This is a genomic window from Streptomyces sp. NPDC002776, assembly GCF_053592195.1.
Genome location: NZ_JBSFVG010000009.1, coordinates 231,872 through 256,092, shown reverse-complemented (window position 1 = coordinate 256,092; position 24,221 = coordinate 231,872). Strand labels below are relative to the sequence as shown.

The 24,221-nt window shown below is 73.0% G+C and carries 22 protein-coding genes; 11 read left to right on the top strand and 11 right to left on the bottom strand.

Annotation, left to right across the window (positions count from 1 at the left end):
- The first annotated feature begins 56 nt into the window (after nucleotides 1-56).
- On the top strand, nucleotides 57-824 hold the full coding sequence (locus ACWD11_RS20405) for a PaaX family transcriptional regulator C-terminal domain-containing protein (RefSeq protein ID WP_451284556.1): 768 nt from the start codon (nucleotides 57-59) through the stop codon (nucleotides 822-824).
- Nucleotides 825-1,880: 1,056 nt separating this feature from the next.
- Here ACWD11_RS20405 and ACWD11_RS20400 read toward each other — a convergent pair.
- Nucleotides 1,881-2,654, bottom strand: coding sequence for a pectate lyase (locus tag ACWD11_RS20400; protein ID WP_451284554.1), 774 nt, complete (start codon nucleotides 2,652-2,654; stop codon nucleotides 1,881-1,883).
- Nucleotides 2,655-3,002: 348 nt separating this feature from the next.
- Here ACWD11_RS20400 and ACWD11_RS20395 point away from each other — a divergent pair, with 348 nt between their 5' ends.
- Both ACWD11_RS20395 and ACWD11_RS20390 read left to right on the top strand, forming a co-directional pair.
- Entirely contained in the window at nucleotides 3,003-3,209 is a 207-nt protein-coding gene (locus tag ACWD11_RS20395; protein ID WP_451284553.1) for a hypothetical protein, read from the top strand.
- An 8-nt stretch (nucleotides 3,210-3,217) separates the two neighbouring features.
- A complete protein-coding gene (locus ACWD11_RS20390) occupies nucleotides 3,218-7,498 on the top strand; it encodes a cation-translocating P-type ATPase (protein ID WP_451284551.1) in 4,281 nt (1,426 codons plus the stop codon).
- Here ACWD11_RS20390 and ACWD11_RS20385 read toward each other — a convergent pair.
- Together ACWD11_RS20385 and ACWD11_RS20380 are read right to left on the bottom strand one after the other, a co-directional pair.
- The gene (locus tag ACWD11_RS20385; RefSeq protein ID WP_451284549.1) at nucleotides 7,495-8,856 is read right to left on the bottom strand and encodes a nucleobase:cation symporter-2 family protein; all 1,362 of its coding nucleotides are present in this window, start codon (nucleotides 8,854-8,856) and stop codon (nucleotides 7,495-7,497) included. The two genes, ACWD11_RS20390 and ACWD11_RS20385, sit on opposite strands and share 4 nt — an antisense overlap.
- 64 nt (nucleotides 8,857-8,920) lie before the next feature.
- Complete coding sequence (locus tag ACWD11_RS20380; protein ID WP_451284547.1) at nucleotides 8,921-10,270, bottom strand: FAD-dependent oxidoreductase; 1,350 nt, start codon at nucleotides 10,268-10,270, stop codon at nucleotides 8,921-8,923.
- Between the two features lie 199 nt (nucleotides 10,271-10,469).
- On the opposite strand from ACWD11_RS20380, the gene ACWD11_RS20375 reads away from it, so the two are divergent.
- Entirely contained in the window at nucleotides 10,470-10,952 is a 483-nt protein-coding gene (locus ACWD11_RS20375; RefSeq protein ID WP_389417749.1) for a DUF6214 family protein, read from the top strand.
- 25 nt (nucleotides 10,953-10,977) lie between these two features.
- On the opposite strand, the gene ACWD11_RS20370 is transcribed toward ACWD11_RS20375, so the two are convergent.
- From ACWD11_RS20370 to ACWD11_RS20355, 4 genes are all read right to left on the bottom strand, one after another.
- Nucleotides 10,978-11,646: a TetR/AcrR family transcriptional regulator gene (locus ACWD11_RS20370; protein ID WP_389417750.1), complete on the bottom strand. Its 669-nt coding sequence runs from the start codon at nucleotides 11,644-11,646 to the stop codon at nucleotides 10,978-10,980.
- Nucleotides 11,647-11,803: 157 nt separating this feature from the next.
- The gene (locus ACWD11_RS20365) at nucleotides 11,804-12,526 is read right to left on the bottom strand and encodes an HAD family hydrolase (protein WP_451284544.1); all 723 of its coding nucleotides are present in this window, start codon (nucleotides 12,524-12,526) and stop codon (nucleotides 11,804-11,806) included.
- Nucleotides 12,527-12,535: 9 nt separating this feature from the next.
- The gene (locus tag ACWD11_RS20360; RefSeq protein WP_451284542.1) at nucleotides 12,536-13,258 is read right to left on the bottom strand and encodes a phosphatase PAP2 family protein; all 723 of its coding nucleotides are present in this window, start codon (nucleotides 13,256-13,258) and stop codon (nucleotides 12,536-12,538) included.
- Nucleotides 13,259-13,304: 46 nt separating this feature from the next.
- Nucleotides 13,305-13,832 carry a DUF5134 domain-containing protein gene (locus ACWD11_RS20355; protein WP_451284540.1) on the bottom strand — a complete coding sequence of 176 codons (528 nt, stop codon included), beginning with the start codon at nucleotides 13,830-13,832 and terminating at the stop codon, nucleotides 13,305-13,307.
- A 170-nt stretch (nucleotides 13,833-14,002) separates the two neighbouring features.
- Here ACWD11_RS20355 and ACWD11_RS20350 point away from each other — a divergent pair, with 170 nt between their 5' ends.
- Together ACWD11_RS20350 and ACWD11_RS20345 are read left to right on the top strand one after the other, a co-directional pair.
- Nucleotides 14,003-15,634, top strand: coding sequence for an FUSC family protein (locus ACWD11_RS20350; protein ID WP_451284538.1), 1,632 nt, complete (start codon nucleotides 14,003-14,005; stop codon nucleotides 15,632-15,634).
- Complete coding sequence (locus ACWD11_RS20345; RefSeq protein ID WP_451284536.1) at nucleotides 15,631-16,170, top strand: MarR family winged helix-turn-helix transcriptional regulator; 540 nt, start codon at nucleotides 15,631-15,633, stop codon at nucleotides 16,168-16,170. Before ACWD11_RS20350 ends, ACWD11_RS20345 begins: the two co-directional genes overlap by 4 nt.
- A gap of 6 nt (nucleotides 16,171-16,176) precedes the next feature.
- Here ACWD11_RS20345 and ACWD11_RS20340 read toward each other — a convergent pair whose 3' ends face one another.
- The 3 genes from ACWD11_RS20340 to ACWD11_RS20330 all read right to left on the bottom strand — a co-directional run bounded on the left by ACWD11_RS20340 (nucleotide 16,177) and on the right by ACWD11_RS20330 (nucleotide 18,592).
- Nucleotides 16,177-17,229 carry an aldo/keto reductase gene (locus tag ACWD11_RS20340; protein WP_451284534.1) on the bottom strand — a complete coding sequence of 351 codons (1,053 nt, stop codon included), beginning with the start codon at nucleotides 17,227-17,229 and terminating at the stop codon, nucleotides 16,177-16,179.
- A gap of 70 nt (nucleotides 17,230-17,299) precedes the next feature.
- Nucleotides 17,300-18,076, bottom strand: a complete 777-nt coding sequence (locus tag ACWD11_RS20335; protein WP_389417756.1) for a VOC family protein — start codon at nucleotides 18,074-18,076, stop codon at nucleotides 17,300-17,302.
- 123 nt (nucleotides 18,077-18,199) lie between these two features.
- Nucleotides 18,200-18,592 carry a VOC family protein gene (locus tag ACWD11_RS20330; protein ID WP_451116681.1) on the bottom strand — a complete coding sequence of 131 codons (393 nt, stop codon included), beginning with the start codon at nucleotides 18,590-18,592 and terminating at the stop codon, nucleotides 18,200-18,202.
- Between the two features lie 73 nt (nucleotides 18,593-18,665).
- Here ACWD11_RS20330 and ACWD11_RS20325 point away from each other — a divergent pair, with 73 nt between their 5' ends.
- Nucleotides 18,666-19,202, top strand: coding sequence for a GNAT family N-acetyltransferase (locus ACWD11_RS20325; protein ID WP_389417758.1), 537 nt, complete (start codon nucleotides 18,666-18,668; stop codon nucleotides 19,200-19,202).
- Nucleotides 19,203-19,205: 3 nt separating this feature from the next.
- On the opposite strand, the gene ACWD11_RS20320 is transcribed toward ACWD11_RS20325, so the two are convergent.
- Entirely contained in the window at nucleotides 19,206-19,889 is a 684-nt protein-coding gene (locus ACWD11_RS20320; RefSeq protein WP_389417759.1) for a glycerophosphodiester phosphodiesterase, read from the bottom strand.
- A 394-nt stretch (nucleotides 19,890-20,283) separates the two neighbouring features.
- Between ACWD11_RS20320 and ACWD11_RS20315 the strand changes: the two genes are divergently transcribed.
- The 4 genes from ACWD11_RS20315 (at nucleotide 20,284) to ACWD11_RS20300 (ending at nucleotide 24,211) form a co-directional block, all read left to right on the top strand.
- On the top strand, nucleotides 20,284-21,681 hold the full coding sequence (locus tag ACWD11_RS20315) for a DUF6421 family protein (RefSeq protein ID WP_389417760.1): 1,398 nt from the start codon (nucleotides 20,284-20,286) through the stop codon (nucleotides 21,679-21,681).
- 38 nt (nucleotides 21,682-21,719) lie between these two features.
- Nucleotides 21,720-22,466 (top strand): SDR family NAD(P)-dependent oxidoreductase, encoded by a 747-nt coding sequence (locus ACWD11_RS20310; protein WP_389417761.1) that lies wholly within the window; start codon nucleotides 21,720-21,722, stop codon nucleotides 22,464-22,466.
- Entirely contained in the window at nucleotides 22,463-23,533 is a 1,071-nt protein-coding gene (locus ACWD11_RS20305; RefSeq protein WP_451284531.1) for a threonine aldolase family protein, read from the top strand. Before ACWD11_RS20310 ends, ACWD11_RS20305 begins: the two co-directional genes overlap by 4 nt.
- A gap of 87 nt (nucleotides 23,534-23,620) precedes the next feature.
- Complete coding sequence (locus ACWD11_RS20300; RefSeq protein ID WP_389417763.1) at nucleotides 23,621-24,211, top strand: transglutaminase-like domain-containing protein; 591 nt, start codon at nucleotides 23,621-23,623, stop codon at nucleotides 24,209-24,211.
- Nucleotides 24,212-24,221: the final 10 nt, after the last annotated feature.

Below are 24,221 nucleotides of genomic sequence, written 5' to 3'. Positions count from 1 at the left end.
TGCGACAGTCGCAGCAATAGTGCAACATGAAGATCGGCGCCGTACAGTACGTGCTCATGGGGACGGGCGGGACGGACGAGGCGGCGGAGGCGGGAGCGCTCGCCCTGCGTCCGCTGTCCGCGCGCTCGGTCGTGCTGAGCCTGCTGCTCGGCAGCCATCCGCCGGAGCTGCCCGTGAAGGACCTCGTGCGCGGTGTGGAACCCTTCGGGGTCGGCGGATCCACGGTGCGGGCCGCGCTCAGCAGGATGGTGGCCGCCGGGGATCTGCATCGCGAGGACACCGTCTACCGGCTCAGCGACCGGCTGCTGGAGCGTCAGCGCCGCCAGGACGAGGCCGTACGTCCCCGCACGCGCGCGTGGGACGGCGACTGGGAGATGGTCGTCATCACCGCCACCGGCCGCGGCCCCGCCGAACGCGCCGAACTCCGCGCCCGGCTGACCGCCCTGCGCCTGGCCGAACTCCGTAAGGGCGTCTGGCTGCGCCCCGCCAACCTGACCCGCCCCCTGCCGGCCGACCTCGCCCCGGTGACCCAGCTCTGGACCGCCCGCCCGACCGCCCCCGCGCGCGAGTCGGCAGAGACCCTCTGGCCCCTGGACACCTGGTCCGAGACAGCCCAGGCCCTCCTTGCGCACATCGCCGGGGCCACCCGCCCCGCCACCCGCTTCACGGCCTTCGCCGCCGCCGTGCGCCACCTGCTGACCGACCCGGTCCTCCCGCCCGAACTCCTGCCCCCCGACTGGCCGGGCCCCGCACTGCGCGCCGCCTACGCCGCGTACCAGGAAGAGCTGACCGGACAACTACGCGCGCGTGCCGCCCGGGACTGACGAACCGCACCGCAGCGAGGCGCGCCGCGGGAACGACGGGTCGACCGTCCGAAGCCCCTGCCGATCCGCGCACGCCCCCGGCCTGCACGGAGCACCAGCCCAGGGTGACCATGAGCACCTGGCCTCCCGGCCTGCCGGTGCCCACGCCAGGTGGCCGTGCCGGGCGGAAGCGACGGATCGGCCCGCCGCCGAGGGCCGCGCGACATGTGATGCCGAGGTGGCGACGCCAAGGCGCCTGGCCGCCCCACGGGGCCGCCCGCACCGGTGCCCCCGTCTGGAGACTTCACCGGGCGGAAGCGACGGATGGGCCCCGCGCTGAGGGCCGCGCGACATGTGATGCCTGCGGTGGCGGTGCCCGGCGCTTGGCCGCCCTCACGGGGCCGCCCGCACCGGTGCCGCGCGTAGGGACTTCGCCGGGGTGAAGCGACGGATGGGCCCCCGCTGAGGGCGGCGCGATATGGGATGCCGCGGTGGCGGCGCCTGGCGCTTGGCCGCCTCACGGGGCCGTCCGTACGGGTGCCCGCGCGGGGAGACTTCGCCGGGTGAAGCGACGGATGGGCCCCGTGCCGAGGGCCGCGATATGGGATGCCCACGGCGCCCGGCGCCTCGTTATGTTTTCCGCGGTCCGGCCAGAGGGCCGCTGGCCTCCGGGGCCGCCCGTGCCAGGTGACCGTGCCGGGCGGAAGCGACGGATCGGCCCGGCGCAGAGTGTCGCGCGACGCGGGATGCCACGGTGGCGTCACAAAGCGCCTGGCCGCTCCCCTCGGTCGCCCGAACCGGTGCCCTCACCAGGAGGACCGCGCCGGGCGGAAGACGGCTCGCTCCCGCACGGAGTGCCGCGCGACGCGCGAATGCCACGGCGGCGGCGCCAACCGCCTACGCCGCATGAACCCCTGTCCGCCGATCTCCCGGCCGCGCCGCCCGCCCCGGCCACCCGCCCGAGGCAACCGAACCGCTACGCGCGCGTGCCGGGCAGGAACCAACATGCGACACATGCGCCTCCGCAACAGCACAGCGGCCGCACGAAGGCTCGTGCGGCCGCCTCCCGCGAGGGCCCTAGCGGTACGTGATGTCCGAGCTGGAGTACAGACAGTTCGTACTGTCCGGGCCCGTGCCGACCGCCGTGTTGTTGTTGTACTTCTGGCAGGGGATCACCCGGCGGCTCGCGTCGTTGAGGATCGTGATGCCGCGCAGGGTGGCCACGTCGCCCCGGTTGACGTTGATGCCGACGAGGCGGGCCGTGGTCCCCGTGCCGGTCACCTCGATGTTGCTGAGGTTGACCTTGCGCGTGTACGACGTGGAGCAGTCGCCGCACGAGCGGTAGAGCGTCTTGAACTCGCTCACGGCGAAGTTGGAGATGTTCACCGTGCCGGGACCGTTGTGCTGGAAGACCTTGTCGGCGGCCTTCTTGGCGCCGCCCCCGGTCACCGTGTACGTGGAGCCGCCCCGGAAGGTGGCCGCGTCCTCGCCGACGTCCTCCCACCAGACGTTCTGCAGCGTGCAGTTGCCTTCGCAGTGGATGCCGTCGGCGCCGGGCGCGCCGATGATGACGTTCTTCAGCGTGGCGCCGGCCGCGAGCCGGAAGATCGGGTCCTGGCCCTCCTCCTGGCCGTCGCCGGCCAGGTTGCCGCTGCCGTAGTACTTCTTCATCCCGCCGTCCACCGTGCCGGAGACGGCGATGGTGGCGCTGACCGCCTGGCTGCCGTTGGGGGTGGGCCAGGTGGCGGCGTGCGCCGCCGGAGCCGTTCCTGTCGTGATCATGCCAACCGTGACGCCGAGTGAGGCGAGCCCGCCGATCAGGGCGCGACGCCTGGTGTGCCGTGAAGTCATGTCCCGATGCCTTCTTCTGAGTGGGGGTTCAGATCTGCGTCGTTCGTATATGCGGTTTTCGTTCACCATGCGGAATGGTCCGCGCGTGCAGGGTGACCGTTCGGGGGAGTTGGGGCGCGGCTCGGTCACACTGCTGAACGGAATGTAGAGTGCAAGCGCTTTCTGGTCAACGGTTCGCGCACAACAAATCTGTCAGTCCTGGTGAGAGGCAAGAGCTCTCTGTGCGTCCCGCACGGCGCAGTGACCCCGGCCGCCTCCTTTTCGGAATCCGAATCCCGGGGAACCCGCCGGATCAGGAAGGATCCGCGGAGCTCTGCGATGGTTCCGGCTCGGGAGGCGAGAAGAGCCATGGCCCACGAGACATCGTCGACGGCGGCCCGGGTGACCCGGCCGCGACCCCTGGAACTGCGGAAACAGAGGGTCCCGGCGACGATGGGCAGGACCGTCACCGCCGAGGCGGCCCCCGACGAGGCCACCACGAAGCAGGCGCCGGCCGAGAAGACCCCCACCGACACGTCGTCCACCGCCCGCTGGGGCAGTCGCACCGAGAACTGAGGGTTGCCATGGGCTTGCTGACACAGACCTCGGCCGCCGCGGCCGGTCTCGTCATGGCCGGACCCCGGCTGCTGGCGCGCGGCGCCGTGCCCGCCGTGAGCGTCGCCGCCGGCGCGGCGGCCGGGACGGCCCGAGCCGGGGTGAGGAGCGTCGACGCCGTCGTCAGGGTGACCCGGGTCGCCCGGAACGCGCTGCCCGGCGGCGACGGCCACTGGCGCTCGGGCAAACGCGTGCACCTGGCACTGCGGGGAGCGTCGGACCGGGTACGGCGGGAGGGCGGGACGGCGCATGCCGCGCGGCGCGTGGCCGCGGCCCTCGCGGAGCATCCCGAGGTGGCGTACGCCTACTGGGACGGCGGACTGGCCCGCCTGGTGGTGGCCGCGACCGACGAGGCCCTCACCGACGGGGTAGTGGAGAAGGCGACCGCCCTCGCCGAGCGGCACGGTCTCGGCCCGGGCGACGAGTCCATCGAGGACATCACCCACCCGGGCGACCCCGGCGGCATCCGCATCGCCGCCGCGGCCCTCCTGGCCGACGCGATCGGCACCGGCGCCGCGATCACCGCGTACGCGCTCCGGCTGCCGCCCTCGCCCCGCTTCGTCACCGCGGGCGTCACCCTGCTGCGCGAGAACCCCCGCTTCCGCGGCTGGCTCCGCGACCGCTACGGCCGTGACCGCACCGACCTGATCCTGGCCGCCGTCAACGCCGCCACGCACGGCGCCGGGCAGACCCCGACATCCCTGCTGCTCGACGCGACCCTGCGCTCCTTCCAGCTCGCGGAGACCGTGGCACGGGCCGCCGCCTTCGACTCGGTCCACGACCGGCTCTGCTCGCCCGGCCGCTCCGACGTGTCCGCCGACGTCTGCGCGCGCCCGCCGCTGCGCGCCACCCCCGCCCACGAGTACGCCAACCACGCCGAGACCGGCAGCGTGGTCGGCGCCCTCGCGACCCTGCTGGTCAAGCACGACGCGTCCGAGGCCGCCGAAGCCGTCCTCGCGGGCTCCCCCAAGGCCGCCCGCTACGGCCCCGCCGCCTTCAACGCCGTCCTCGGCTGCGCCCTGGCCCGCACCGGAGTCCTCGTCCGCGACCCCGAGCGGCTGCGGCGGCTGGAGACCGCCCGCACCCTCGTCCTGCACCCCAGCGCCCTGTGCACCGGCGAGGAGGAGGTCTGCGCGGACGCCTGGACCGAGGCCGTCCTGGACGCAGCACGCCACGCCGGCCTGCGCATCGTGGTCGTCGACCACCCCGCCCTGGAGGACTTCACCGCCCTCGCCGACCGCGTCGTACGCGACCGGCCGCTGACCGACGTGGTCCGGTCGCTGCGCGAACACGGCGGCGTCGTCACCGTCGCCCGGCCGGAATCCGGCGAGGACACCGAGGTCCTGAACGGACTGCTCAGTTCCGACGTGGCCGTCGCGCTCGCGGACCGGGACGCGCCCGTCGTGTGGGGCGCGGACGTGGTGGCCCCGGGTGGGCTCGTCGACGTATGGCGCCTGCTCATGTCCGTGCCCGTCGCCCGCAAGGTCGGCCGCAGCTCGCAGACGCTGGCCCGCTCCGGCGCGGCGCTCTCCGGACTGATGGTGGCCGTCGGCGAGTCCCGGCGCGGCCGGCGCAGCCTCGTGCCCGGGGTCCGGCACGCCCCCGTCGACCTGGGCGCCGCGTTCGCGCTGCTGTCCGGAGCACGGGGCGCCCTCGGCGTGGCGACGACCCGCGCCCCGCATCCCCGCGCGCGGGTGGCCTGGCACGCCCTGCGGCCCACCGACGTACGGGCCCGGCTGCGCCGCCGGTCCGAGGCGGAGCCGTCGGTCGTGGAGCAGGCGGCCACCCGCGTCCAGCGGGCCGCCGAGACCGCGGGCCGCGTCCCCGTGCTGGCCCCGGCCCGCTGGACGCTGCACCTGGCCCGAGCCGTGCGCGGCGAACTCGACGATCCCCTCACCCCGGTGCTGGCGGTCGGCTCGGCGGCCTCGGCGATCCTCGGCTCGGCCATGGACGCCCTGCTCGTCGTCGGCGCCCTCGACCTGAACGCCCTGGTCGGCGGCATCCAGCGGCTACGGGCCGAGCGCGCGCTGGCCGGACTGCTCGCCGAACAGAAGCGCAAGGCCCGCCTGGCGCCGGACGAGTCCGGGGACGAGACGGCGTCTCCGCGCACCGTCGACGCCGCCAAGCTCATCCCCGGCCAGATCATCGAGCTCAAGGCCGACGACGTGGTCCCCGCCGACGCCCGGCTCCTGTGGGAGGACGGGCTGGAGGTCGACGAGTCCGCGCTCACCGGCGAGTCGCTGCCGGTGGACAAGCAGACGGCCGCCACTCCGCACGCGCCCGTCGCCGACCGCCGCTGCATGGTCTTCGAGGGCACCACCGTCGTCGCCGGACACGCCCGGGCCGTGGTCGTGGAGACCGGCGACCGCACCGAGGCCTCCCGTGCCGTCTCCCTCGCCGCCCGCAAGCCCCCGTCGGCCGGCGTGCAGGCCCGGCTCCAGGAACTCACCTCCAAGGCCCTGCCGTTGACCATGGCGGGCGGCGCCGCGGTGACCGGCCTCTCCCTGCTGCGGGGCACCCCGATCCGGCAGGCGGTCAGCGGCGGCGTGGCGGTGGCGGTGGCCGCCGTCCCCGAGGGCCTGCCGCTCGTGGCCACGGCCGCGCAACTGGCCGCCGCACGCCGACTCAGCCGGCGGGGCGTCCTGGTGCGGGCCCCGCGCACGCTGGAGGCCCTCGGCCGGATGGACACCCTGTGCTTCGACAAGACGGGCACCCTGACCGAGAATCGCCTGCGCCTGTTCCGCGTCACCGACGCCGAGGGCACCACAGCCAAGCCCGACGCCGAGACCAGCGTGGAGGTCCTGCGGGTCGCCGCGCGCGCCTGCCCGGTGCTCAACGGCGGCTCGGGCCGCCCCGTCCACGCCACCGACGAAGCCGTCCTGGACGCGGCCGCGGAGGACCCGGAGTGGACGCAGACCGAGGGCCTGCCCTTCGAGGCCGCCCGCGGCTACGCCGCCGCCGTCGGCCACACCGGGGACGACGAGCGCGTGCTGGTGGTCAAGGGCGCCCCGGAAACCGTGCTGCCCGCCTGCTCCGACCTGCCCGACCACGCCGGCGAGACCGCCCAGTCCCTGGCCCGGGACGGCCTGCGCGTCCTCGCGGTCGCCCGGCGCAGGCAGCAGCCGGACGACCCGGCCGCCCTCGAAGAACCCCTGCGCGACCTGGAGTTCACCGGCCTGCTCGCCCTGGCCGACGTCCCGCGCGAGACCTCGCAGGCGCTGGTGCACGGGCTGCGCGACGAAGGCGTACGGCCCGTGATGCTGACCGGCGACCACCCCGAGACCGCTCTCGCCATCGCCGTGGAACTGGGCTGGCCCGAGGACACCGCCGTGGTCACCGGCGACGAACTCGCCGCCGCCGACCGGTCGGAGAGGGCCCGCATGCTGCATGACGTCGGCGTCGTGGCCCGGGTCGCGCCGGAACAGAAACTGCAGGTCGTCGAGGCGCTGCGGGACTCCGGCCGGGTGGTCGGCATGGTCGGCGACGGCGCCAACGACGCGGCCGCCATCCGCGCCGCGGACATCGGCGTCGGCATCAACGCCCGCGGCTCGGCCGCCGCCCGCAACGCCGCCGACCTGGTGCTCACCGACGACGACCTCACCGTCCTCATCGAGGCGATCGCCGAGGGCCGCGCCCTGTGGCACAGCGTCGCCGACGCGATCGCCATCCTCATCGGCGGCAACGCGGGCGAGGTGGGCTTCGGCATCATCGGCACGATCCTCGCCGGTTCCGCGCCGCTGTCCACCCGGCAGATGCTGCTGGTGAACCTGTTCACGGACCTGTTCCCGGCGATGGCCGTCGCGGTCACCCCGCACCAGGACGCGAGCGACGAGACGACCCGGGACGACAAGCCGCTGGGCACCTCCCTGCTCGGCGCCCCGCTGATGGAACAGATCCGGCACCGGGCGCTGACCACGACCCTCGGCGCGGTGGCGGCCTGGCTGATCGGACGGTTCACCCCGGGTTCGGCCCAGCGCTCCACGACGATGGCCCTGTGCGCGGTGGTCGGCACCCAGCTCGCCCAGACCCTCGCCGACCGCCGCGACAGCCCCCTGGTCCGCGTCACCTCGCTCGGCTCGGCCGCCGCCCTGGTGGCCGTGGTCCAGACCCCGGGCGTCAGCCGCCTGTTCGGCTGCACCCCGCTCGGCCCGATCGCCTGGGCCGGGGTGGTCGCCGCGATCGCGATGGCGCTGACGGGCCAGCGGGCGCTGCCGCAACTGGAGGACGCGGTGCAGCGGTTGACCCGCTAGACGACCTCCTCCGCCCGGGGCGCTGCCTCGACCGCCGGTGCTGCCGCCTTCTCGGGCTTCTCGGGCTTCTCAGGAAGGTGGTTGAACAGCAGGTTCAGCGCGATCGCCGTCAGGCACCCGGCGCTGATCCCGCTGTGCATCACCGTCTGGAACCAGTCGGGGAACCGGTCGTAGATCGTCGGCACGCCCACCGGCAGCACCCCCATGGCGACCGAAACCGCCACCACCGTCAGGTTGTTGTTGCCCCGGAAGTCGACCTGCGCGAGCGTCCTGAGGCCGCTCGCGGCCACCGTCCCGAACATCACCAGCCCGGCACCGCCGAGCACCGGCGCGGGTATCGCCGCCACCACCGCGCCCAGCTTGGGCAGCAGCCCGAGCAGGACGAGGATGCCGCCCGCCGCGGCGACGACCCAGCGGCTGCGCACCCGGGTCATCCCGACGAGCCCGACGTTCTGCGCGTACGCGGTGTAGGGGAAGGTGTTGAAGACGCCGCCCAGCACGGTCGACAGGCCGTCGGCACGCAGTCCGTCGGACAGCGACCGCGCATCGACCTTGCGCTCCGTCATCTCGCCGACGGCGATGAAGTCACCGGTCGTCTCGGTCATGCACACCAGCGCCACCACCAACATGGCGACGATCGCCGACACTTCGAAGGTGGGCGCGCCGAAGTGGAACGGCGTGCTGATCCCTACCCAGTCCGCGTCGGACACCCCGCCGAAGTCCGTGAACCCGAACGGCACGGCGACGGCGAGGCCCACGACGATGCCGACCAGTACGGCGATCCGGCTCAGGAAGACCGGCGCGAACCGCTGCACGCCCACGACCACCGCCAGTACGAACGCCGCCAGCGCGAGGTTCTTCGGTGCCCCGAAATCCTTAGAACCGGCGCCGCCCGCGGCCCAGTTGCCCGCGACGGGCAGCAGGGAGACGCCGATGATGAGGATCACCGTGCCCGTGACGAGCGGCGGGAAGAAGCGCAGCAGCTTGCCGAACACCGGTGCCAGCAGCATGATCGCGAGTCCCGCGACGATCACCGAGCCGTAGATCGCGGGCAGTCCGCCGCCCGTCGTGCCGATGATCACCATGGGGGACACGGCCGCGAAGGTGCAGCCCTGCATGATCGGCAGCCGTACGCCGAAGCGCCAGAAGCCGATGCACTGGATGAGCGTGGCGATGCCGCACACCAGGAGGTCGGCGGTGATGAGGTAGGCCAGGTCCGCGGGGGGCAGCCGCATCGCGCCGCCGACGATCAGCGGAACGGCGACGGCGCCCGCGTACATCGCGAGGACGTGCTGGAGGCCGAAGGCGGCCAGGTGGCGGACGGGTGGGACATCGTCGACAGGGTGCGTGGAGGTCATGGGCGAGACCGTAAGCGGCTTGAACAGTTTGTTGATTTCCGCCGTGTTTCCGCTGGGTGTCCCGCTATTCCCGCAAGGAGCCGCCCCTCGCGGCGGCCAGCAGCGCCTGCCAGTCCGCCAGTTTCACCACGCGCCGGCCCAGGCTGGCCCCCAGCTCCGCCTCCGCCTTCTCGATGGCCTGCCAGCCCTCCCACCGCACCGGCTCGACCCCCTCCGCCCGCAGCGCCGTCAGCGGATCCTCGCGGACCTCTTTGCCTGCGAGGAGGGCGGCGTCCTCGATCAGCGACGTCACCGTCTCCTTCGCGCACGGGCGGTTCGTGCCGATGACCCCGGTCGGGCCCCGCTTGATCCAGCCGGCCACGTACTCGCCCGGCGTGACCACTCCGTCGCGCAGGACGCGGCCCGCCAGATTCGGCACCGTGCCGGTCGCCGGGTCGAACGGGAGTCCCTCCAGCGGAACTCCGCGATAGCCCACCGAGCGCAGCACCAACTGCGCGGGGATCACCTCGAATTCGCCGGACCCCGTCACCCCGCCCCGGCCGTCCGGCAGCGTCCGCTCGAAGCGGACCGCGCCGACCCGGCCCTCGTCGGCGAGGAGTTCGACGGGGCGCAGGAAGAACCGCACGCTGATGCGGCGGGTGGCGCCCGCCGCCGCGGTGCCGGCCCAGCCGCGCAGCACCTCCACGTTGCGGCGCTGGGCGGCGGGCAGGGCGGAGGGGTCGGCCCAGTCCGGGTCGAGGGCGGCCTCAGCCGGGTCCACGGTGACGTCGGTGTCCGGGAGGGAGCCCAGTTCGCGCAGCTCCTTGGTGGTGAAGCGGGCCTGGGACGGGCCGCGCCGGCCCACCATGGCGATCTCGGTCACCCGGCTCGCGCCCAGCGCGGTCAGCGCCGCCTGCGGCATGTCCGTCGGGGACAGGTCCGCCGTGGCCCGGGCCAGCATGCGCGCCACGTCCACCGCGACATTGCCCACGCCGATCACCACGGCCGACCGCGCGCCGCGGACGAAACCGTCGTCCATGGCGTCCGGATGGGCGCTGTACCAGGACACGAACTGGGTCGCCGACCAGCTGCCCGGCAGATCCTCGCCGGGAATGCCGAGATGCCGGTCGGTGGCGGCGCCCACGCAGTACACCACCGCGTGGTACAGCTCCCGCAGCCGGGCGGCCGGAATCCCGTCGGGGCCGATCTGCACCCCGCCGAGGAACCGCACCCGCTCGTGCTCCAGAACGGTCCGGAGGTTGTTCTGGAGGGACTTGATCTTCTCGTGGTCCGGGGCCACGCCGTACCGGACCAGGCCGTACGGGCACGGCAGGCGGTCCAGGACGTCGACGCGCACCGCGGGGTCCTGCTGGACAAGACTCTGCGCGGTGTAACACCCGCTCGGCCCTGAGCCGACGACGGCGACATGCAGCACGGCGGAACTCCTCACCCGGGGGATCTCAGGAGAGCGCTGGTGCTTCCAGCATCGCATCCGCGGAGCTGCGCTGACAGGGTGCAGACGCAGAGTGGCCTTGCGTGTCCATTCGTATGGAATGTGATCATGCGGTTACGTTCCGTGTGTGCTAGAAGCATCCTTTCTTAATCTTTCTGATCGTTGTCCGACGGACGGCCAGGTGTCCGTGTGGCCCGCGTGGGAAGTGCGGGAGGGCGACGGGACGACCTCGTGGTTCCAGGTCCGTCTCGCGTTCGCCGACGGCGCCCGGGTCGACGCGCTCGCCGTGGTCTGCGAGGGGCGGGTGTCCATCGAGGACGTACGGGCCCAGCCGGCGCTGTCCCTGCCCGACCTGACGGAGCTCGCCGACTGGATCGAGGAGCCGCTGTTCGAGGCGTGCGGGGCGACTGCGGAGCCGGAGGGCGAGGCCGGGGCCGGCGAGGGGGAGCAGTCGGCGCCGTCGCGGCGCGCGCGGCCTGCCTGGCCGCGCGGCGTCGAGGGGCGCTGGCTGGTCGCGCAGGAGTACCGGGCCGCCCAGGAGGAGGGGTTCGACCCCGTCCTCGCGGTGATGTGCGCGACCGGCCACAGCCGCCGCAAGTCGCTTCGGCTGATCTCCCAGGCCCGCGACGAGGGCTTCCTCTCCCCGCGCCACGCCCGCCGCTGAGCGGGGCCGTCGCCCTGCGCATCGGCTAGGCCGACGGTGCCTCTCCGGTGGCGTAGAAGCGCGACAGGTCCGTGGTGTCCGGCCCGGGGGTCGTGGTGGGCGTGTCTGGGGGGATGCCCATCTCCCAGTCGAGCCGGTAGCGCTTGAACAGCTCGGTGCGCAGGACCGGTACGGGCATCGGCACGCCGGGGACCAGTGCCGCGTAGACCGCGCCCATGAGCAGGGCACGCAGCATGGGGTAGTCGGTGTCGACGCTGCTGGAGCCGTGCCGGGCGCAGGTGTCCCGCAGGAGGTCGGCGAGGCGGCGCTGTTCGGGGCACTGCACGAAACCCTCGGCCTGGAGGATGCCCGCCATGTGCTGGCGCATCAGCACCGGCCGGTCCCGGGCGAGGCCGAGGATCGCGTCGATGGCCCGCGCCATCCGCTCCCGGCCGTCCTCGGTGTGCGGCTCCCGCTCCAGGGCCTCCTCCAGGGTGCGGTGCATCAGCCGGTGCACCGCGGACTGGACGAGCTGGCGTTTTCCGGGGAAGTAGTACGAGACCAGACCGCGCGCCGAACCGGCCCGGTCCGCGATGTCCCCCAGGGTCGTGGCCTCGTAGCCGTGCTCGCCGACGAGTTCGACGGCCGCGTGCAGAAGCCGTTCCCGAGAACGCCTTCGCAGTTCTTCATTGACCGAGGCGCTTCGAGGGGACATGCTTGACTCCTGCGTTGACTGGCTGCCAGCCAACTATACTCAGCGCAGCCGGTCCGGCTCCGTGCCGACCGGATCGGGTTGCCGCCTGCCTCGGGCGACGCGGGGGATCGCCTGAGGCGGGCGTGCGCTCTTCCCGATGGTGGCCTCGGGCGACTTCTCAGGCGCCGATTCCGGAGTCCTCGGTCCGGCGGCGCTCGATCAACTCCAGTACCGGTCGCAGTGCGTCCGGCCGTTCGGCCGCCGGCAGATGGTCCACGAAGTGCACCGCGCAGCCCAGCGCCGCGGCGCCGCCGTCCGCCCTGCGGTCGTCGCCGACCATCAGGACCTCGCGCGGATCGGCGTCGAGTGCGGCGCAGGCGGCCCGGAAGAGCCGGGGGTCCGGCTTCTGGATGCCGTGCTCGAAGGACAGGATGTAGGCGTCCACATAACGGTCGAGGCCGTGCTCGCGGAAGACCGGCCGCAGATCCCAGCCGATGTTGCTGACCACACCGACACCGATCCCGCGCTCCCGCAGCGCGCTCAGGACGTCGGCGGCATCGGGGTACGGAGCCCAGGCGGCGGGCGTCATATGGCGGTCGTAGAGCGTGTCGTGCAGTCGTTCGTCGGGGAGCGTGACGTGCCGGGACAGGCCGGTGTAGGCGGCGCGGTGCAGCTCCTGGGTCTTGTCCCGGACGCCCCAGACGCTCGCGACGCTCTGGGGCAGCCAGGCCGGGCTCGGCCCGCCCGGCAGCGCTCCCATCCGCTCCAGCGCCGCCACGGCCTCGGTCAACTCCGCTTCGGTCAGCTCCACTTCCCGCTCGGCGAGCGCCCCGCGCAACCAGGACTCGGTGGACTCGACGCGGAAGAGGGTGCCGGAGAAGTCGAACAGGACGGCGGTCATGCCCGCAGCCTAAGGGGCGGACGATCGCCCGCGCGGGAAGACCGGATCGGCGTCCGGCCCCCCGGGCCACCGGCGGTGGTGCACGGCCACCGCGGCGGCCACCAGCGCGGCGCCCAGGAGCCACCCGCCGACGACGTCCGTCGCCCAGTGGACGCCCAGCCACACCCGGGTCAGCCCGACGCCGAGCACGGAGACCACCGCCACCGCCACCGCCGTACGCCACAACGCGGGGCTCGCGCCGTGGCGGTGCAGCAGGTACAGCAGCAGACCGCACACCACCGTGGCGGTCATGGCGTGACCGGAGGGGAAGGCGGCGTAGTGGGCGGAGTCGACGGGGTCGGGCCAGACGGGGCGGGCGCGGTCCACGGCGGCCTTCAGGCCTTGCTGCAGCGCGGTGCCCAGGGTGGTGGTGAGCGCCAGCCAGAGCGCCGTCCAGCGGGCCGCGTGCCGCCGGAGCAGCCAGAGCACCACGACCGCGCAGAGGATGCGCATCGTCCACGGATCCCAGACCCAGTCCGTCAGGATGCGGAACGTCTGCGTCAGCCCCGACTCGGCGACCGCCCAGCGGTGGGTGGTCTCGGCGATCTCGCCGTCGAGGGTCATCAGCGGGTGGTACCGGACCGCGACCAGCGCCAGCAGGAGCGCGGAACACAGGGCCAGGACACCGGCCCAGCGGGTGGCGGGCCCGCGGTCGGACGGCCGGGGCGGGGAGTCGACGGACTGGGTGTGCATACTGCGATACTCCCCGACTTCCGCCGGGCCAAGCCAACTCCGGCGCTCACATGGTCAGCAGCATCGCGACCATGGCGATCCCCATCGACAGCCGGCACGCCCGAGCCAGCTCCGGCCGGTCGCCGATGCGCACGGCAGCGCCGCCCGCGGTGACCGGGACCAGCCGGACGCCGGTCAGCAGGACGTACCCGGTGAAGTAGAGCAGGAGCGTGCCCGTGACGAGCGGGACGCCGGAGGCGCCGTGGCCGGGGGAGGCGGCCATCGCGACCGCCATGTAGACCATGGCCGAGGCGCCGATCAGATGGTGCAGATGGTGTGCGCTCGCGCGCGCCGCCCACAGCGCGCGCAGCGCCGCCGCACCGAAGACGGCCGCATAGACCGGCCAGGCCCAGGGCGGCGGGGTGAACACCGCGGCGGGCACGGCCATGGCGGCCATGCCGAAGCCCATCAGCGCCTCGCCGCCGGCGGCCCGGCGCTGCTCCTCGACGTGGCTGCGCATCCGCAGCAGACAGTAGGCGCCGGTCGCCGCGCAGAGCGCGACGAGCAGCCAGCCGGGCGAAGCCGGTAGATGCACACGCCCTCCCCGCTCGACGGTGCCGGGCAGTCGCCCGCGGTCGGTCGGAGGATGCCCGGGGCCATCCGGCGCGCACGCAAGCGCAAGGGTGTACACGGGGGGCATTGGGGGGAGCACGGCAGGTCACCTTATATGCTTTACGAGTAAAACACCTGCTAAGGTTTCACGTCATGAGCAGTGCGCCCCCCTCCCGACGTCTATCCCTGGCCGGCGCGCTGCGCCTGAACCGTCCCTCGGAGATCTGGTTCAAGCCCGCCCTGAGCGTCGTCGCTGCGGTCGCCCCGCCCAATCTGACCCTGCTGGCGCTCGGCCGCCTCGATCTGGCGATGTACACGATGGCCGGATCCCTGTGCGCGCTGTACGCCCACAACCGCCCCTACGCCGCCCGGGCCCGCGCGCTCGCCTGGGTGGTCGCGGGCATGCTCGGAGGACTCGCCGTCGCGCTGGTCGCGGCCTCGCTCACCGGCCGTACGGCCGTCCTGGTGGCCGTCGGCGCCCTGCTGGCCGCGGCGCAGAAGGCGCTGTGCGACGCCACCCGCATCGGCCCGCCCGGCAATGTGGTGCTCACCTTCATCAGCTCCGCCGCCCTCTTCACGCCCCAGACCCTGGCCCAGGTCCCCGCTCATCTGGCCCTGGCCCTCGCGGCCGGCGCCTGGGCCTGGGCCGTCGGCATGGCACCCGGTCTGGTCCGCCCGCACGGCCCGGAGCGCCGGGCCACGGCGGCCGCACTGCACGCCGCCGCCGCGTACGCCGCCACCCAGGACGGCCGCACCCGCGACCGGGCCGCCGCCGCGATCCAGGCGGCCTGGCAGTCGCTGCTGTCCGCGGGCCGCCGCTCGGCCACCCGGCGCGCCCTGGAACGCCTCGTCGTGCGTGCCGAGGGCGCCCTCGCCGCCCCCGCCGACAGCGACCCCGAGCGGTTGCGCGGCTGGGCCCGGGACCTGCGCGGCACCGGCCCGGTTCCCCGCACCGGCCCCGCGGACCCCGGCGAACTCCTCGGCATCGCCGCCGAGACGGCCGTACCGCACGAGCCCCTGGGGCACCGGCTCCGTCCCCTCGCCCCGCTCGCCGCGCGCACCGCCCTCGGCTGCGCCCTCGCCGGATACGCGTCCCTCGCCCTCGGCATCGGCCGCCCCTACTGGGCGCTGGTCACCGCCGCCGCCCTCTACCAGGCCAACCTCAGCCTCACCTGGAGCCGCAGCGTCCAGCGCGTCGTCGGCAATCTCGCGGGCGTCCTGCTCTTCGCCGCCCTCGCCCCGCTGGCCCACCTCGGCCAGGTCGCCCTCGTCCTGTGCTGCCTCGCCCTGAACTTCGGCGCCGAGGCGCTGATCAGCCGCAACTACTGGCTCGGCAGCGTCTGCGTGACCCCGATGGCGCTGCTCATCACGGAGTTCACCGGCTTCCAGGAACCCGGCACGCTGATCACCGAGCGGGTCGTGGACACCCTGGTCGGCGCGCTCGTCGGCTTCGCCGCCGCCCTCCTCGTCACCGACCGGCGCGCGGCCGACCGGGTCGAGGGGGCCCTGGCCGCCGTGGAACGCGCCCGCGAGCGCGCCGCCCGCCTGCTCGCGGAGCCGCATCCCGCCCCCGCCGCCCTGGAATCGGCCCACCGCTCCCTGGCCGCCGCACTGGTCGGACTGCGCGCCACCGTCGACGCCGCGGCCGGCGAGTGGGGGCGGCGCGATCTTCCCCAGGAGCGGGTCGTGCTCGCCGAGCAGGCGGGACATCGTACGCTCGCGGCGACCACCCGGCACCGGGCAGCACGCCCGGACCACAGCACTACGGAGGGCGTACGGCCATGACGGCAGCCGAATCGGCAGGGGCACGAGGCGGGCGGGACGACACGGTCGCCGCCGTCGTCCGGCAGTGGCGGGCCGTCCACCCCGGCCTGGACACCGGCGCCATGGAGATCATCGGCCGCATCAACCGCTGCGCCGCCCTGCTCCAGCAGGCCGAGGACGCCCCGCTGCGCCGGGCCGGTCTCAGCCGCCCCGAGTTCGACCTGCTGGGCGCGCTGCGCCGCACCGGCCGCGAGCTGACCCCCGGCGAGCTGGCCCGCGAGACCTTCTCCTCCGGCGCCGCCGTCACCAAGCGCCTCAAGCAGCTCACCGAGCGCGGCCTGGTGGAGCGCCGCGTGGACGCCCGCGACCGCCGCGTCTCCCACGTCCGCCTCACCGGCACCGGACGCGACCTCGTCGACGGCATCCTCCCCGAACAACTCGCCTACGAGACGGCCGTCCTCTCCGACCTGGAGGCGCCGGGACAGCAGGAACTGGCCGGGCTCCTCGGCGAGCTGCTGACGTGTCTCGAGGGGCGACTGGGGACCGTGCGGGTCTGACGGCTCTCAGAGCACGTCGTGGGCGGTGCGGCGGTGGGTGGAGCGGCGGTCGTCGATCCGGGTCCAGCGGTCGCCGTAGATGGTGCGGGTGATCGCGGGCTCACGGACGAAGTCGTGCGGGAAGCCGAGCGGCACCGCGCTCACCGCCTCCAGCCGGGCGACCGCGTCCGCGTCGAGCCGGACGCCGACCGCCCCGAGGTTGTCGGCGAGCTGGCTCTCCTTGGTGGCGGCGACGATCGGGACGACATTGCCGGGCCGGCCGAGCAGCCAGGCCAGCGCCACCTGGGCCGGACTCCAGCCGCCCTCCTCGGCGATGTCGAGGACGGTGGTGACGATCTCCTCCTCGCGCGGGTCCGGCGTGCCGTCCGCGGTGCCGAGCCGCCCCGTCTCGCCCCTGCGGTACTTGCCGGTCAGCTTCCCGGCCGCCAGCGGGGCCCAGGCCAGGACGGCCAGGTCGAACGCCCGTGCCTGGGGGAGCAGTTCGCGTTCCGGGGTGCGCTCCAGCAGGTTGTACCGCAGCTGCGAACCGGCGAACGCGGTCCAGCCCCTCAGCTCCGCCAGGGTGTTCGCCTGCGCGATCTCCCAGGCCGGCCAGTCGGAGACGCCGACATAGAGGATCTTGCCGGTGCGTACCAGGTCGTCGAGGGAGCGCATGACCTCCTCGACGGGGGTGAAGTTGTCCCGGGCGTGCACCCACAGCACGTCGAGGCGGTCGGTGCGCAGCCGCTTCAGGCTGGCCTCCACCGACTGCAGGAGGTTCTTGCGGTGATTGCCCGCCGCGTTGACGTCACCGTCGCGGATGCCGCAGGTGTACTTGCTGGCCAGCACGAACTCGTCGCGCCGCCCTTCGAGGAGTTCGCCGAGGATCCGCTCCGAGCTGCCGTCGGTGTAGTTGTTCGCGGTGTCGACGAAGTTGCCGCCCGCGTCGGCGTAGGCGCCGAGGATCCTGGCGCTGGTCTCCTTGCCCGCGCCCCAGCCCCAGTCGTCGCCGATGGTCATCGCGCCGAGGCTCAGCTCGCTGACGCGCAGACCGGTCCTGCCGAACAGTGTGTACCGCACGGTGCCATCCCTTCGGGGCAGTTCGTGCGGCCGACGCTACGGGCTGGAGCGCACTTCAGCGCAAGGCGGCTCAGGCGTCCCGGTCGTCGTGGTCCCCGGCGCGGTAGACACCGAACATCGCGCCCTGCGGATCCCGCAGCACCGCGATCCGGGGCCCCTCGGGCACCGAGGTCGGCTCCATCAGGACGGTGCCGTGCGCCCGGGTCGCGGTGGCCGCGCTGTCGTCGACGTCCGCCACGGCGAAGTACGGCAGCCAGTGCGGGGGCACCTCCGGCGGGAACTTGTCGTCCATCGCCACCATGCCGCCGAAGTCGGCGCCGTCGATGCCCCACTGGGTGTAGTGCCCGGAGGCGTTGACGCTCCAGCCGAACAGCGTGGTGTAGAAGTCCACGGCACGCTCCGGGGCGCGGGTCATCAGCTCCACCCAGCCCAGGGAGCCGGGCGCGTTGAACAGGCCCGCGCCCGGGAAGGAGCGGGCCTGCCACATCTGGAAGGCGGCCCCGGCCGGATCGAGGGCCACCGCGAACCGGCCCAGGTCGAAGACGTCCATCGGGCCGACCAGCACCGCGCCGCCGGCCGCCGCCGCCCGCGCCGCGGTGGCGTCCACGTCGGCCACCAGGAAGGAGACGTTCCAGGCGACGGGCTGCGACTCCTGGTACAGCGGGCTCAGCGCGGCGACCGCCCGCTCCCCGAGGTGGGCCACGGTGTAGCCGCCCGCCTCCTGGCGCGGGTCCGTCTCGGGGCGCCAGCCGAAGAGCCGGGTGTAGAACCGCTGGGCGGCCTCGAGATCACTGGTGCCCAGCTCGGTCCAGCAGGGCCCGCCGGTCACCGGCCTGTCGAGCTTCATGGCGTTCCTTCCGCGAGGGCGACCCCCTCCAGCACGCTAAGCCCCGCACCGGCCCCGGGCCATCGGAAGAGGCGGGCCCGGACCCTGGCTCGTCCCGGCGCCGGGACGAGCCGACGAGACGGCCTAGATCCCCGGCCGGTACCGCAGCGGATGGTCCTCCGGGGTCTCCACCAGGGCGATCCGCGTGCCGTCCGGGTCGGCGATCCACATCTCGATCAGCCCCCACGGCTCCCGCACCGGCGGCCGCAGGATCTCCACGCCCTTGGCCCGCAGCTCCTCGTGCGTCGCCGCCGCGTCCTCGACCTGGAGCCAGAGCTGGAGGGCGGGGGAGGGCGGGGCCTCGGCGCGGCCGGAAACCTCCAGGAAGCCGCCGCCGAGGAAGTAGACGGTGCCGCGCTCCGGGCCCGTGCCGAACTCGCGCTGGATGGCGAGGCCCAGCTGATCGCCGTAGAAGGCCCGGGAGCGGTCGGGGTCGACGGGGTGGAGCAGGATTCTGCTGCTGAGTACATGCACCATGATCCCGGAGCCTAGTGGCCGCGCGTTACCCTCGTCCCTGCCCGCGCCGTGCCGAGAAGTGGAGACGCGCCCCATGGAGACCGCCGCCGAACCGACCTTCCGTGACGCCACCGACGCCGATGTCGATGCGCTGGTCGCGCTGATCGAGTCGGCCTACCGGGGCGAGGCCAGCCGGGCCGGCTGGACCACCGAGGCGGACATCCTCCAGGGGCAGCGCACCGACCCGCAGGGCGTGCTGGACGTCATCAAGGCCCCCGACAGCCGCCTGCTGACGGTCGAGCGGGACGGCCGGATCGTCGCCTGCTGCCAGCTCGAACACCGCGGCGCCCATGCCTACTTCGGGATGTTCGCGGTCAGCCCCGCCCTCCAGGGCGCCGGCCTCGGCAAGATCGTCCTCGCGGAGGCCGAGCGCGCGGCCCGCGAGAGCTGGGGCGTCACCGAGATGCACATGACGGTGATCTCCGTGCGCGAGGACCTCATCGCCTGGTACGAGCGCCGCGGCTACCGCCGTACGGGAAGGACGACGCCCTTCCCGTACGGCGACGAGCGTTTCGGCATCCCGCAGCGTGAAGACCTCCGGTTCGAGCTGCTGACCAAGGAGCTCGGGTGAGCCTCAGGCGGTGAAGCGTCCCGTGCGCTTGATCTCCGGGTAGTCGGTGGTCGCGCCGTCCAGCCCCAGGGCGCGCACCAGCCGCAGATGGTCCTGGGTGTTCACCACCCAGCCGATGATCCGCAGCTCCGCCGCGCGGGCCGCCTCCACCACCTCCAGGGTGAGCCGGCGGATGTTCAGGCAGACCGTTTTTGCACCCACCGCGACGGCCCGGTCCACGATGTCGGTGCCGTACCGGCTGCCGATCAGCGCGGTCCGTACCCCCGGCACCAGCCGGGCGATCTCGGCGACCGCCTCGTCGTGGAACGAGGACACCTCCACCCGCGCGACCAGGTCCCGCCGCCGCATCACCTCGGCGAGCGCCCGCGCGGCGGCCACGTCCTTGATCTCGGCCTGGAGCGGCGCCGCCACGGCGTCCAGCACCTCCTCCAGGACCGGCACCCGCTCGCCCCTGCCCGCGTCCAGGGCGCGCAGCTCCGCGAGGGTCTTCTCGGCGATCGGGCCGCTGCCGTCGGTCGTGCGGTCCACCTCGGTGTCGTGCATCACGACGAGGTGGCCGTCCTTGCTCAGATGCAGATCGAGTTCGATGAGGTCGAGGCCGGCCTGCTGGGCGGCGACGAAGGAACGGAGGGTGTTCTCGGGTTCGACACCCATCACTCCGCGATGACCGATGGTAAGGAAGTTCAACGTTCGACTCGCTTCCGTCGACGGCGGCTCGGCACGCGCGCGACCGGAACGGGGCGTTCGCGCGGCAGAGCCGCAGCCTAACCGCCGGGACCCCGGATGAAACCCGTGCGTGCACGGGGGTTCAGCCGGGTGGACGGAGGGATCCGGCCAGTGCCTGGCGGCCGGTCGCATCGGTCGTCGCCGAGTCGGTCACCCGGCCGTGGGCGAGTCTCACGGGCCTTGACCGGCCGGTCGATCACCCCTACCCCGGCAGCGCGCCCGCACTCCGCCTCGCAGGAAAAAGTTCGGTGACTATGGGGGTGGCGCAGGATAATTTCCCGAGACCCCTCTTGCTGGGAGGAACCTCGTACGCATACGGTGTTCTTACGCGAGGTTCTCCCGTGGAGGATGGGACATGACGGAAATTCTTGTGCAGTCGGGTAGGGCGGAGCGGATCGCTCCTGCGGCCAGGGTGGTGGAGCACCCTGCATGGCCCGTGCTCAAGGATGCGGTGGAGCGGATCCGGCCATGGCAGTCCAAGGACGGGTCGATCGATCTCACGGCCGAGGGCGCACCGGCCGCCGCCGACGCGCAGGCCGCCGTGGCCCGGATCGCGACGGCCGTCGAGGAGCTGTCGCCGCTGCTTCCGCACGACGCCGACTATCACCGTGCCCTGGTGGAGGACCTGCGTCGCTGGGCCGAGGGCGGTTTCGAGGTACCGGACTTCCTGGACTCCCTGCTGGCCTTCCAGCCCGCCGCGAACCGCGCGGACGGCCTCCAGCACCTGGTGGTCTTCCCGATGTACACGCAGAACGGCAACCCCGACCGCAATCTCGAAGCGGTCGTGCTGCGCATGGTCTGGCCCGAGTGGCTGGCCGAACTGGAGCGCACCCGCTACGACAACCCGCTGTTCTGCGGCATCAAGTTCGAGGACTTCACGGCCGGTTACGACACCAACTCCGCCGTCCTCTTCCCCGAGACGATCGCCGTGCGCGAGGCGCCGGAACGCTTCACCTGGGGCGGCATCTTCTGCGACCGCGAGGCCGCCCGCTTCCGCCGGGTCACCGAGGCCTCCGTCGACATCCTGGGCCTTCAGCTGCCCGAGGACATCGCCGCCATGGTCCACGACCAGAAGCGCTGCGAGGAGGCCTTCGTGCTGTGGGACATGGTCCACGACCGCACCCACAGCCACGGCGACCTGCCGTTCGACCCCTTCATGATCAAGCAGCGCCAGCCGTTCTGGATGTACGGCCTGGAGGAGCTGCGCTGCGACCTCACCGCCTTCAAGGAGGCCGTGAAGCTGGAGGCCGAGGGCATCCCGCAGGCGCGTGACGTGCAGTTCGCGGTGCTCTTCGACCGCATGTTCCGCTTCCCGGTCACCGGCGAGCGGGTGCGCAACTACGACGGACTCGGCGGCCAGCTGCTCTTCGCCTACCTGCACAAGCACGACGTCGTGCGCTGGACCGACAACAAGCTCTTCATCGACTGGCAGCGCGCCCCGCAGGTCACCAACCAGCTGTGCGCCGACATCGAGAAGCTGTACCGCGACGGCATCGACCGCCCCAAGCTCGTCCACTGGTTCGCCGGCTACGAGCTGGTCTCCACCTACCTCGCCCCGCACCCCGGCTCCAAGTGGGCCAAGGGACCGGACGCCCTGGACCTGACCCAGCCGCCGCGCAGGCTCGTCGATGACGTGCTTCCGGACGAGTTTCCGCTGAGCATGTTCTATGAGGCCCTGTCCAAGAAGCTCAAGAACGTGATCGCCTCCACCAAGGGCATCACGGCGGACAGCGCCGAGCGGGTCGCCGCGTGAGCGACGGCCTCCGGAACACTGCGGTGAAGGGGAACATCATGGGCAACGGGGCTCTCAGCGGCGCGGTGATCGCGGTGGCCGGCGCGGGCGGACCCGCCGGACGGGCGGCACTGCTGCGGCTCGCCGAGGCCGGTGCCACGGTCATCGGCGCCGACAACGACCCGGAGCGGCTCGCCGAGGCCGTCGACGCCGCCCGCTACGCCTCCGGCGGCGCGACCGTGACCGGCGAGACCGTCGACCTGCTCGACCTGCACTCCACCCGCGACTGGGCCGCCCGCACCGAGAAGGAGTTCGGTCGCATCGACGGCCTGGTCCACCTCGTCGGCGGCTGGCGCGGCAGCGAGACCTTCACCAAGACCAGCCTGGACGACTGGGACTTCCTGGAGCTCCTGCTCATCCGCACCGTGCAGCACACCTCGCTCGCCTTCCACGAGGCGCTCCAGCGCAGCGACCGTGGCCGGTACGTCCTGATCAGCGCGGCCGGTGCCACCCAGCCGACCGCGGGCAACGCCGCGTACGCCGCGGGCAAGGCGGCGGCCGAGGCGTGGACGCTGGCGATGGCCGACTACTTCAAGAAGGCCGGGGGCGAGCAGGGGCCGACCTCGGCGGCTGCGATCCTGGTGGTGAAGGCGTTGGTGCACGACGCGATGCGCGCCGAGCGGCCCAACGCGAAGTTCGCGGGCTTCACGGACGTCACGGACCTCGCCGAGGCCATCGCCGGCGTCTGGGAGAAGCCCGCCGCGGAAGTGAACGGACAGCGTCTGTGGCTCACCGAGAAGCCGTGAACCCCCCGAAGACCGATGCGCGTCGCCATCACGACCCGGACATCCGCGGTTTCGCCAGCGACAACTACGCCGGCACCCACCCGGAGGTCCTCGCCGCCCTGGCCGTGGCCAACGGCGGCCACCAGGTGGCCTACGGCGAGGACGCGTACACGGAGAACCTCCAGGGGATCATCCGCAGCCACTTCGGTCCTACGGCCGAGGCGTTCCCGGTCTTCAACGGCACCGGCGCCAATGTCGTCGCGCTCCAGGCGGTCACCGACCGCTGGGGCGCGGTGATCTGCGCCGAGAGCGCGCACATCAACGTCGACGAGGGCGGCGCACCCGAGCGCATGGGCGGCCTGAAGCTGCTCACCGTGCCCACGCCGGACGGCAAGCTCACCCCTGAGCTGATCGACCGGCAGGCCTGGGGCTGGGAGGACGAGCACCGGGCGATGCCGCAGGTCGTCTCGATCACCCAGAGCACGGAGCTGGGCACGCTGTACACGCCCGAGGAGATCCGCGCCATCTGCGAGCACGCCCACGCCCGCGGCATGAAGGTGCACCTCGACGGCTCCCGGATAGCCAACGCGGCGGCCTCGCTGAACGTCCCCATGCGGACCTTCACCAACGCCGTCGGGGTCGACATCCTCTCCCTGGGCGGCACCAAGAACGGCGCCCTGTTCGGCGAGGCGGTCGTGGTGATCAACCAGGACGCCGTCCGCCACATGAAGCATCTGCGCAAGCTGTCCATGCAGCTCGCCTCCAAGATGCGCTTCGTGTCGGTGCAGTTGGAGGCGCTGCTCGCCAAGGACCTGTGGCTGCGCAATGCCCGGCACGCCAACGAGATGGCGCAGCGGCTCGCCGAGGGCGTCCGCGCGGTGCATGGCGTGGAGATCCTCTACCCGGTGCAGGCCAACGGCGTCTTCGCGAAGCTGCCGCACGACGTGAGCGAGCGTCTGCAGCGGCGGTTCCGGTTCTACTTCTGGGACGAGGCCGAGGGCGTCGTGCGCTGGATGTGCGCGTTCGACACCTCCGAGGACGACGTGGACGCCTTCCTGGTGGCACTCAAGGAGGAGATGGCGCGCTAGCGGACGCCATCGCCGACGCTGCATAGATATGCGGTCACCCGAAAAAGCATTGACTCTCGGGTGATCGCATTCCTATGCTCTGCGGCCATGGAGCTCATCCAGGAAACCCCCGACCTCTCCGCCTACTTGGCCGCTGACGAGGTCATCGACCACGACCATCCCCGGGTGCGGCAGGCGGCCGCGCGGCTCGCCGGTCAGGCAGAGGACTCGTATGCCTATGCGCGACTGGCGTTCGAGTTCGTGCGCGACACCGTCCCGCACTCCCAGGATTCCGGCGACCCGCGTGTCACCTGGCGCGCCTCCGACGTGCTGGAGCAGGGCACCGGCATCTGTTACGCCAAGTCCCATGCGCTGGCGGCCCTGTTGCGGGCCGAGGACATCCCGACGGCGCTGTGCTACCAGCGGCTGGGGGGCGACGGTGGCGGGACCGTGGTGCACGGCCTGGTGGCTGTCCGGTTCAACGGCGCCTGGCACCGCCAGGACCCCCGCGGCAACAAGCCGGGAGTGGACGCGCAGTTCTCCCTGGACGGCGAACGGCTGGCCTTCCCGGTCGACCCGAAGTCCAATGAGATGGACTACCCGGTCCTGTACGCTAAACCGCACCCGGCCGTTGTCGGCGCGCTCCGAGGCGCGACCGACCGGCCGCATCTGTGGCAGACGCTCCCGACCGAACTCTGAGGCCAGGCCG

What these genes read in the sequence shown, in the direction of transcription:
- ACWD11_RS20310 (WP_389417761.1), top strand. Translation starts at nt 21,720, where the DNA reads ATGGGCAACGGGGCTCTCAGCGGCGCGGTGATCGCGGTGGCCGGCGCG.
- ACWD11_RS20360 (WP_451284542.1), bottom strand. Translation starts at nt 13,258, where the DNA reads ATGCACACCCAGTCCGTCGACTCCCCGCCCCGGCCGTCCGACCGCGGG.
- ACWD11_RS20405 (WP_451284556.1), top strand. Translation starts at nt 57, where the DNA reads ATGGGGACGGGCGGGACGGACGAGGCGGCGGAGGCGGGAGCGCTCGCC.
- ACWD11_RS20400 (WP_451284554.1), bottom strand. Translation starts at nt 2,654, where the DNA reads ATGACTTCACGGCACACCAGGCGTCGCGCCCTGATCGGCGGGCTCGCC.
- ACWD11_RS20300 (WP_389417763.1), top strand. Translation starts at nt 23,621, where the DNA reads ATGGAGCTCATCCAGGAAACCCCCGACCTCTCCGCCTACTTGGCCGCT.
- ACWD11_RS20365 (WP_451284544.1), bottom strand. Translation starts at nt 12,526, where the DNA reads ATGACCGCCGTCCTGTTCGACTTCTCCGGCACCCTCTTCCGCGTCGAG.
- ACWD11_RS20350 (WP_451284538.1), top strand. Translation starts at nt 14,003, where the DNA reads ATGAGCAGTGCGCCCCCCTCCCGACGTCTATCCCTGGCCGGCGCGCTG.
- ACWD11_RS20370 (WP_389417750.1), bottom strand. Translation starts at nt 11,646, where the DNA reads ATGTCCCCTCGAAGCGCCTCGGTCAATGAAGAACTGCGAAGGCGTTCT.
- ACWD11_RS20325 (WP_389417758.1), top strand. Translation starts at nt 18,666, where the DNA reads ATGGAGACCGCCGCCGAACCGACCTTCCGTGACGCCACCGACGCCGAT.
- ACWD11_RS20390 (WP_451284551.1), top strand. Translation starts at nt 3,218, where the DNA reads ATGGGCTTGCTGACACAGACCTCGGCCGCCGCGGCCGGTCTCGTCATG.
- ACWD11_RS20395 (WP_451284553.1), top strand. Translation starts at nt 3,003, where the DNA reads ATGGCCCACGAGACATCGTCGACGGCGGCCCGGGTGACCCGGCCGCGA.
- ACWD11_RS20315 (WP_389417760.1), top strand. Translation starts at nt 20,284, where the DNA reads ATGACGGAAATTCTTGTGCAGTCGGGTAGGGCGGAGCGGATCGCTCCT.
- ACWD11_RS20385 (WP_451284549.1), bottom strand. Translation starts at nt 8,856, where the DNA reads ATGACCTCCACGCACCCTGTCGACGATGTCCCACCCGTCCGCCACCTG.
- ACWD11_RS20345 (WP_451284536.1), top strand. Translation starts at nt 15,631, where the DNA reads ATGACGGCAGCCGAATCGGCAGGGGCACGAGGCGGGCGGGACGACACG.
- ACWD11_RS20335 (WP_389417756.1), bottom strand. Translation starts at nt 18,076, where the DNA reads ATGAAGCTCGACAGGCCGGTGACCGGCGGGCCCTGCTGGACCGAGCTG.
- ACWD11_RS20330 (WP_451116681.1), bottom strand. Translation starts at nt 18,592, where the DNA reads ATGGTGCATGTACTCAGCAGCAGAATCCTGCTCCACCCCGTCGACCCC.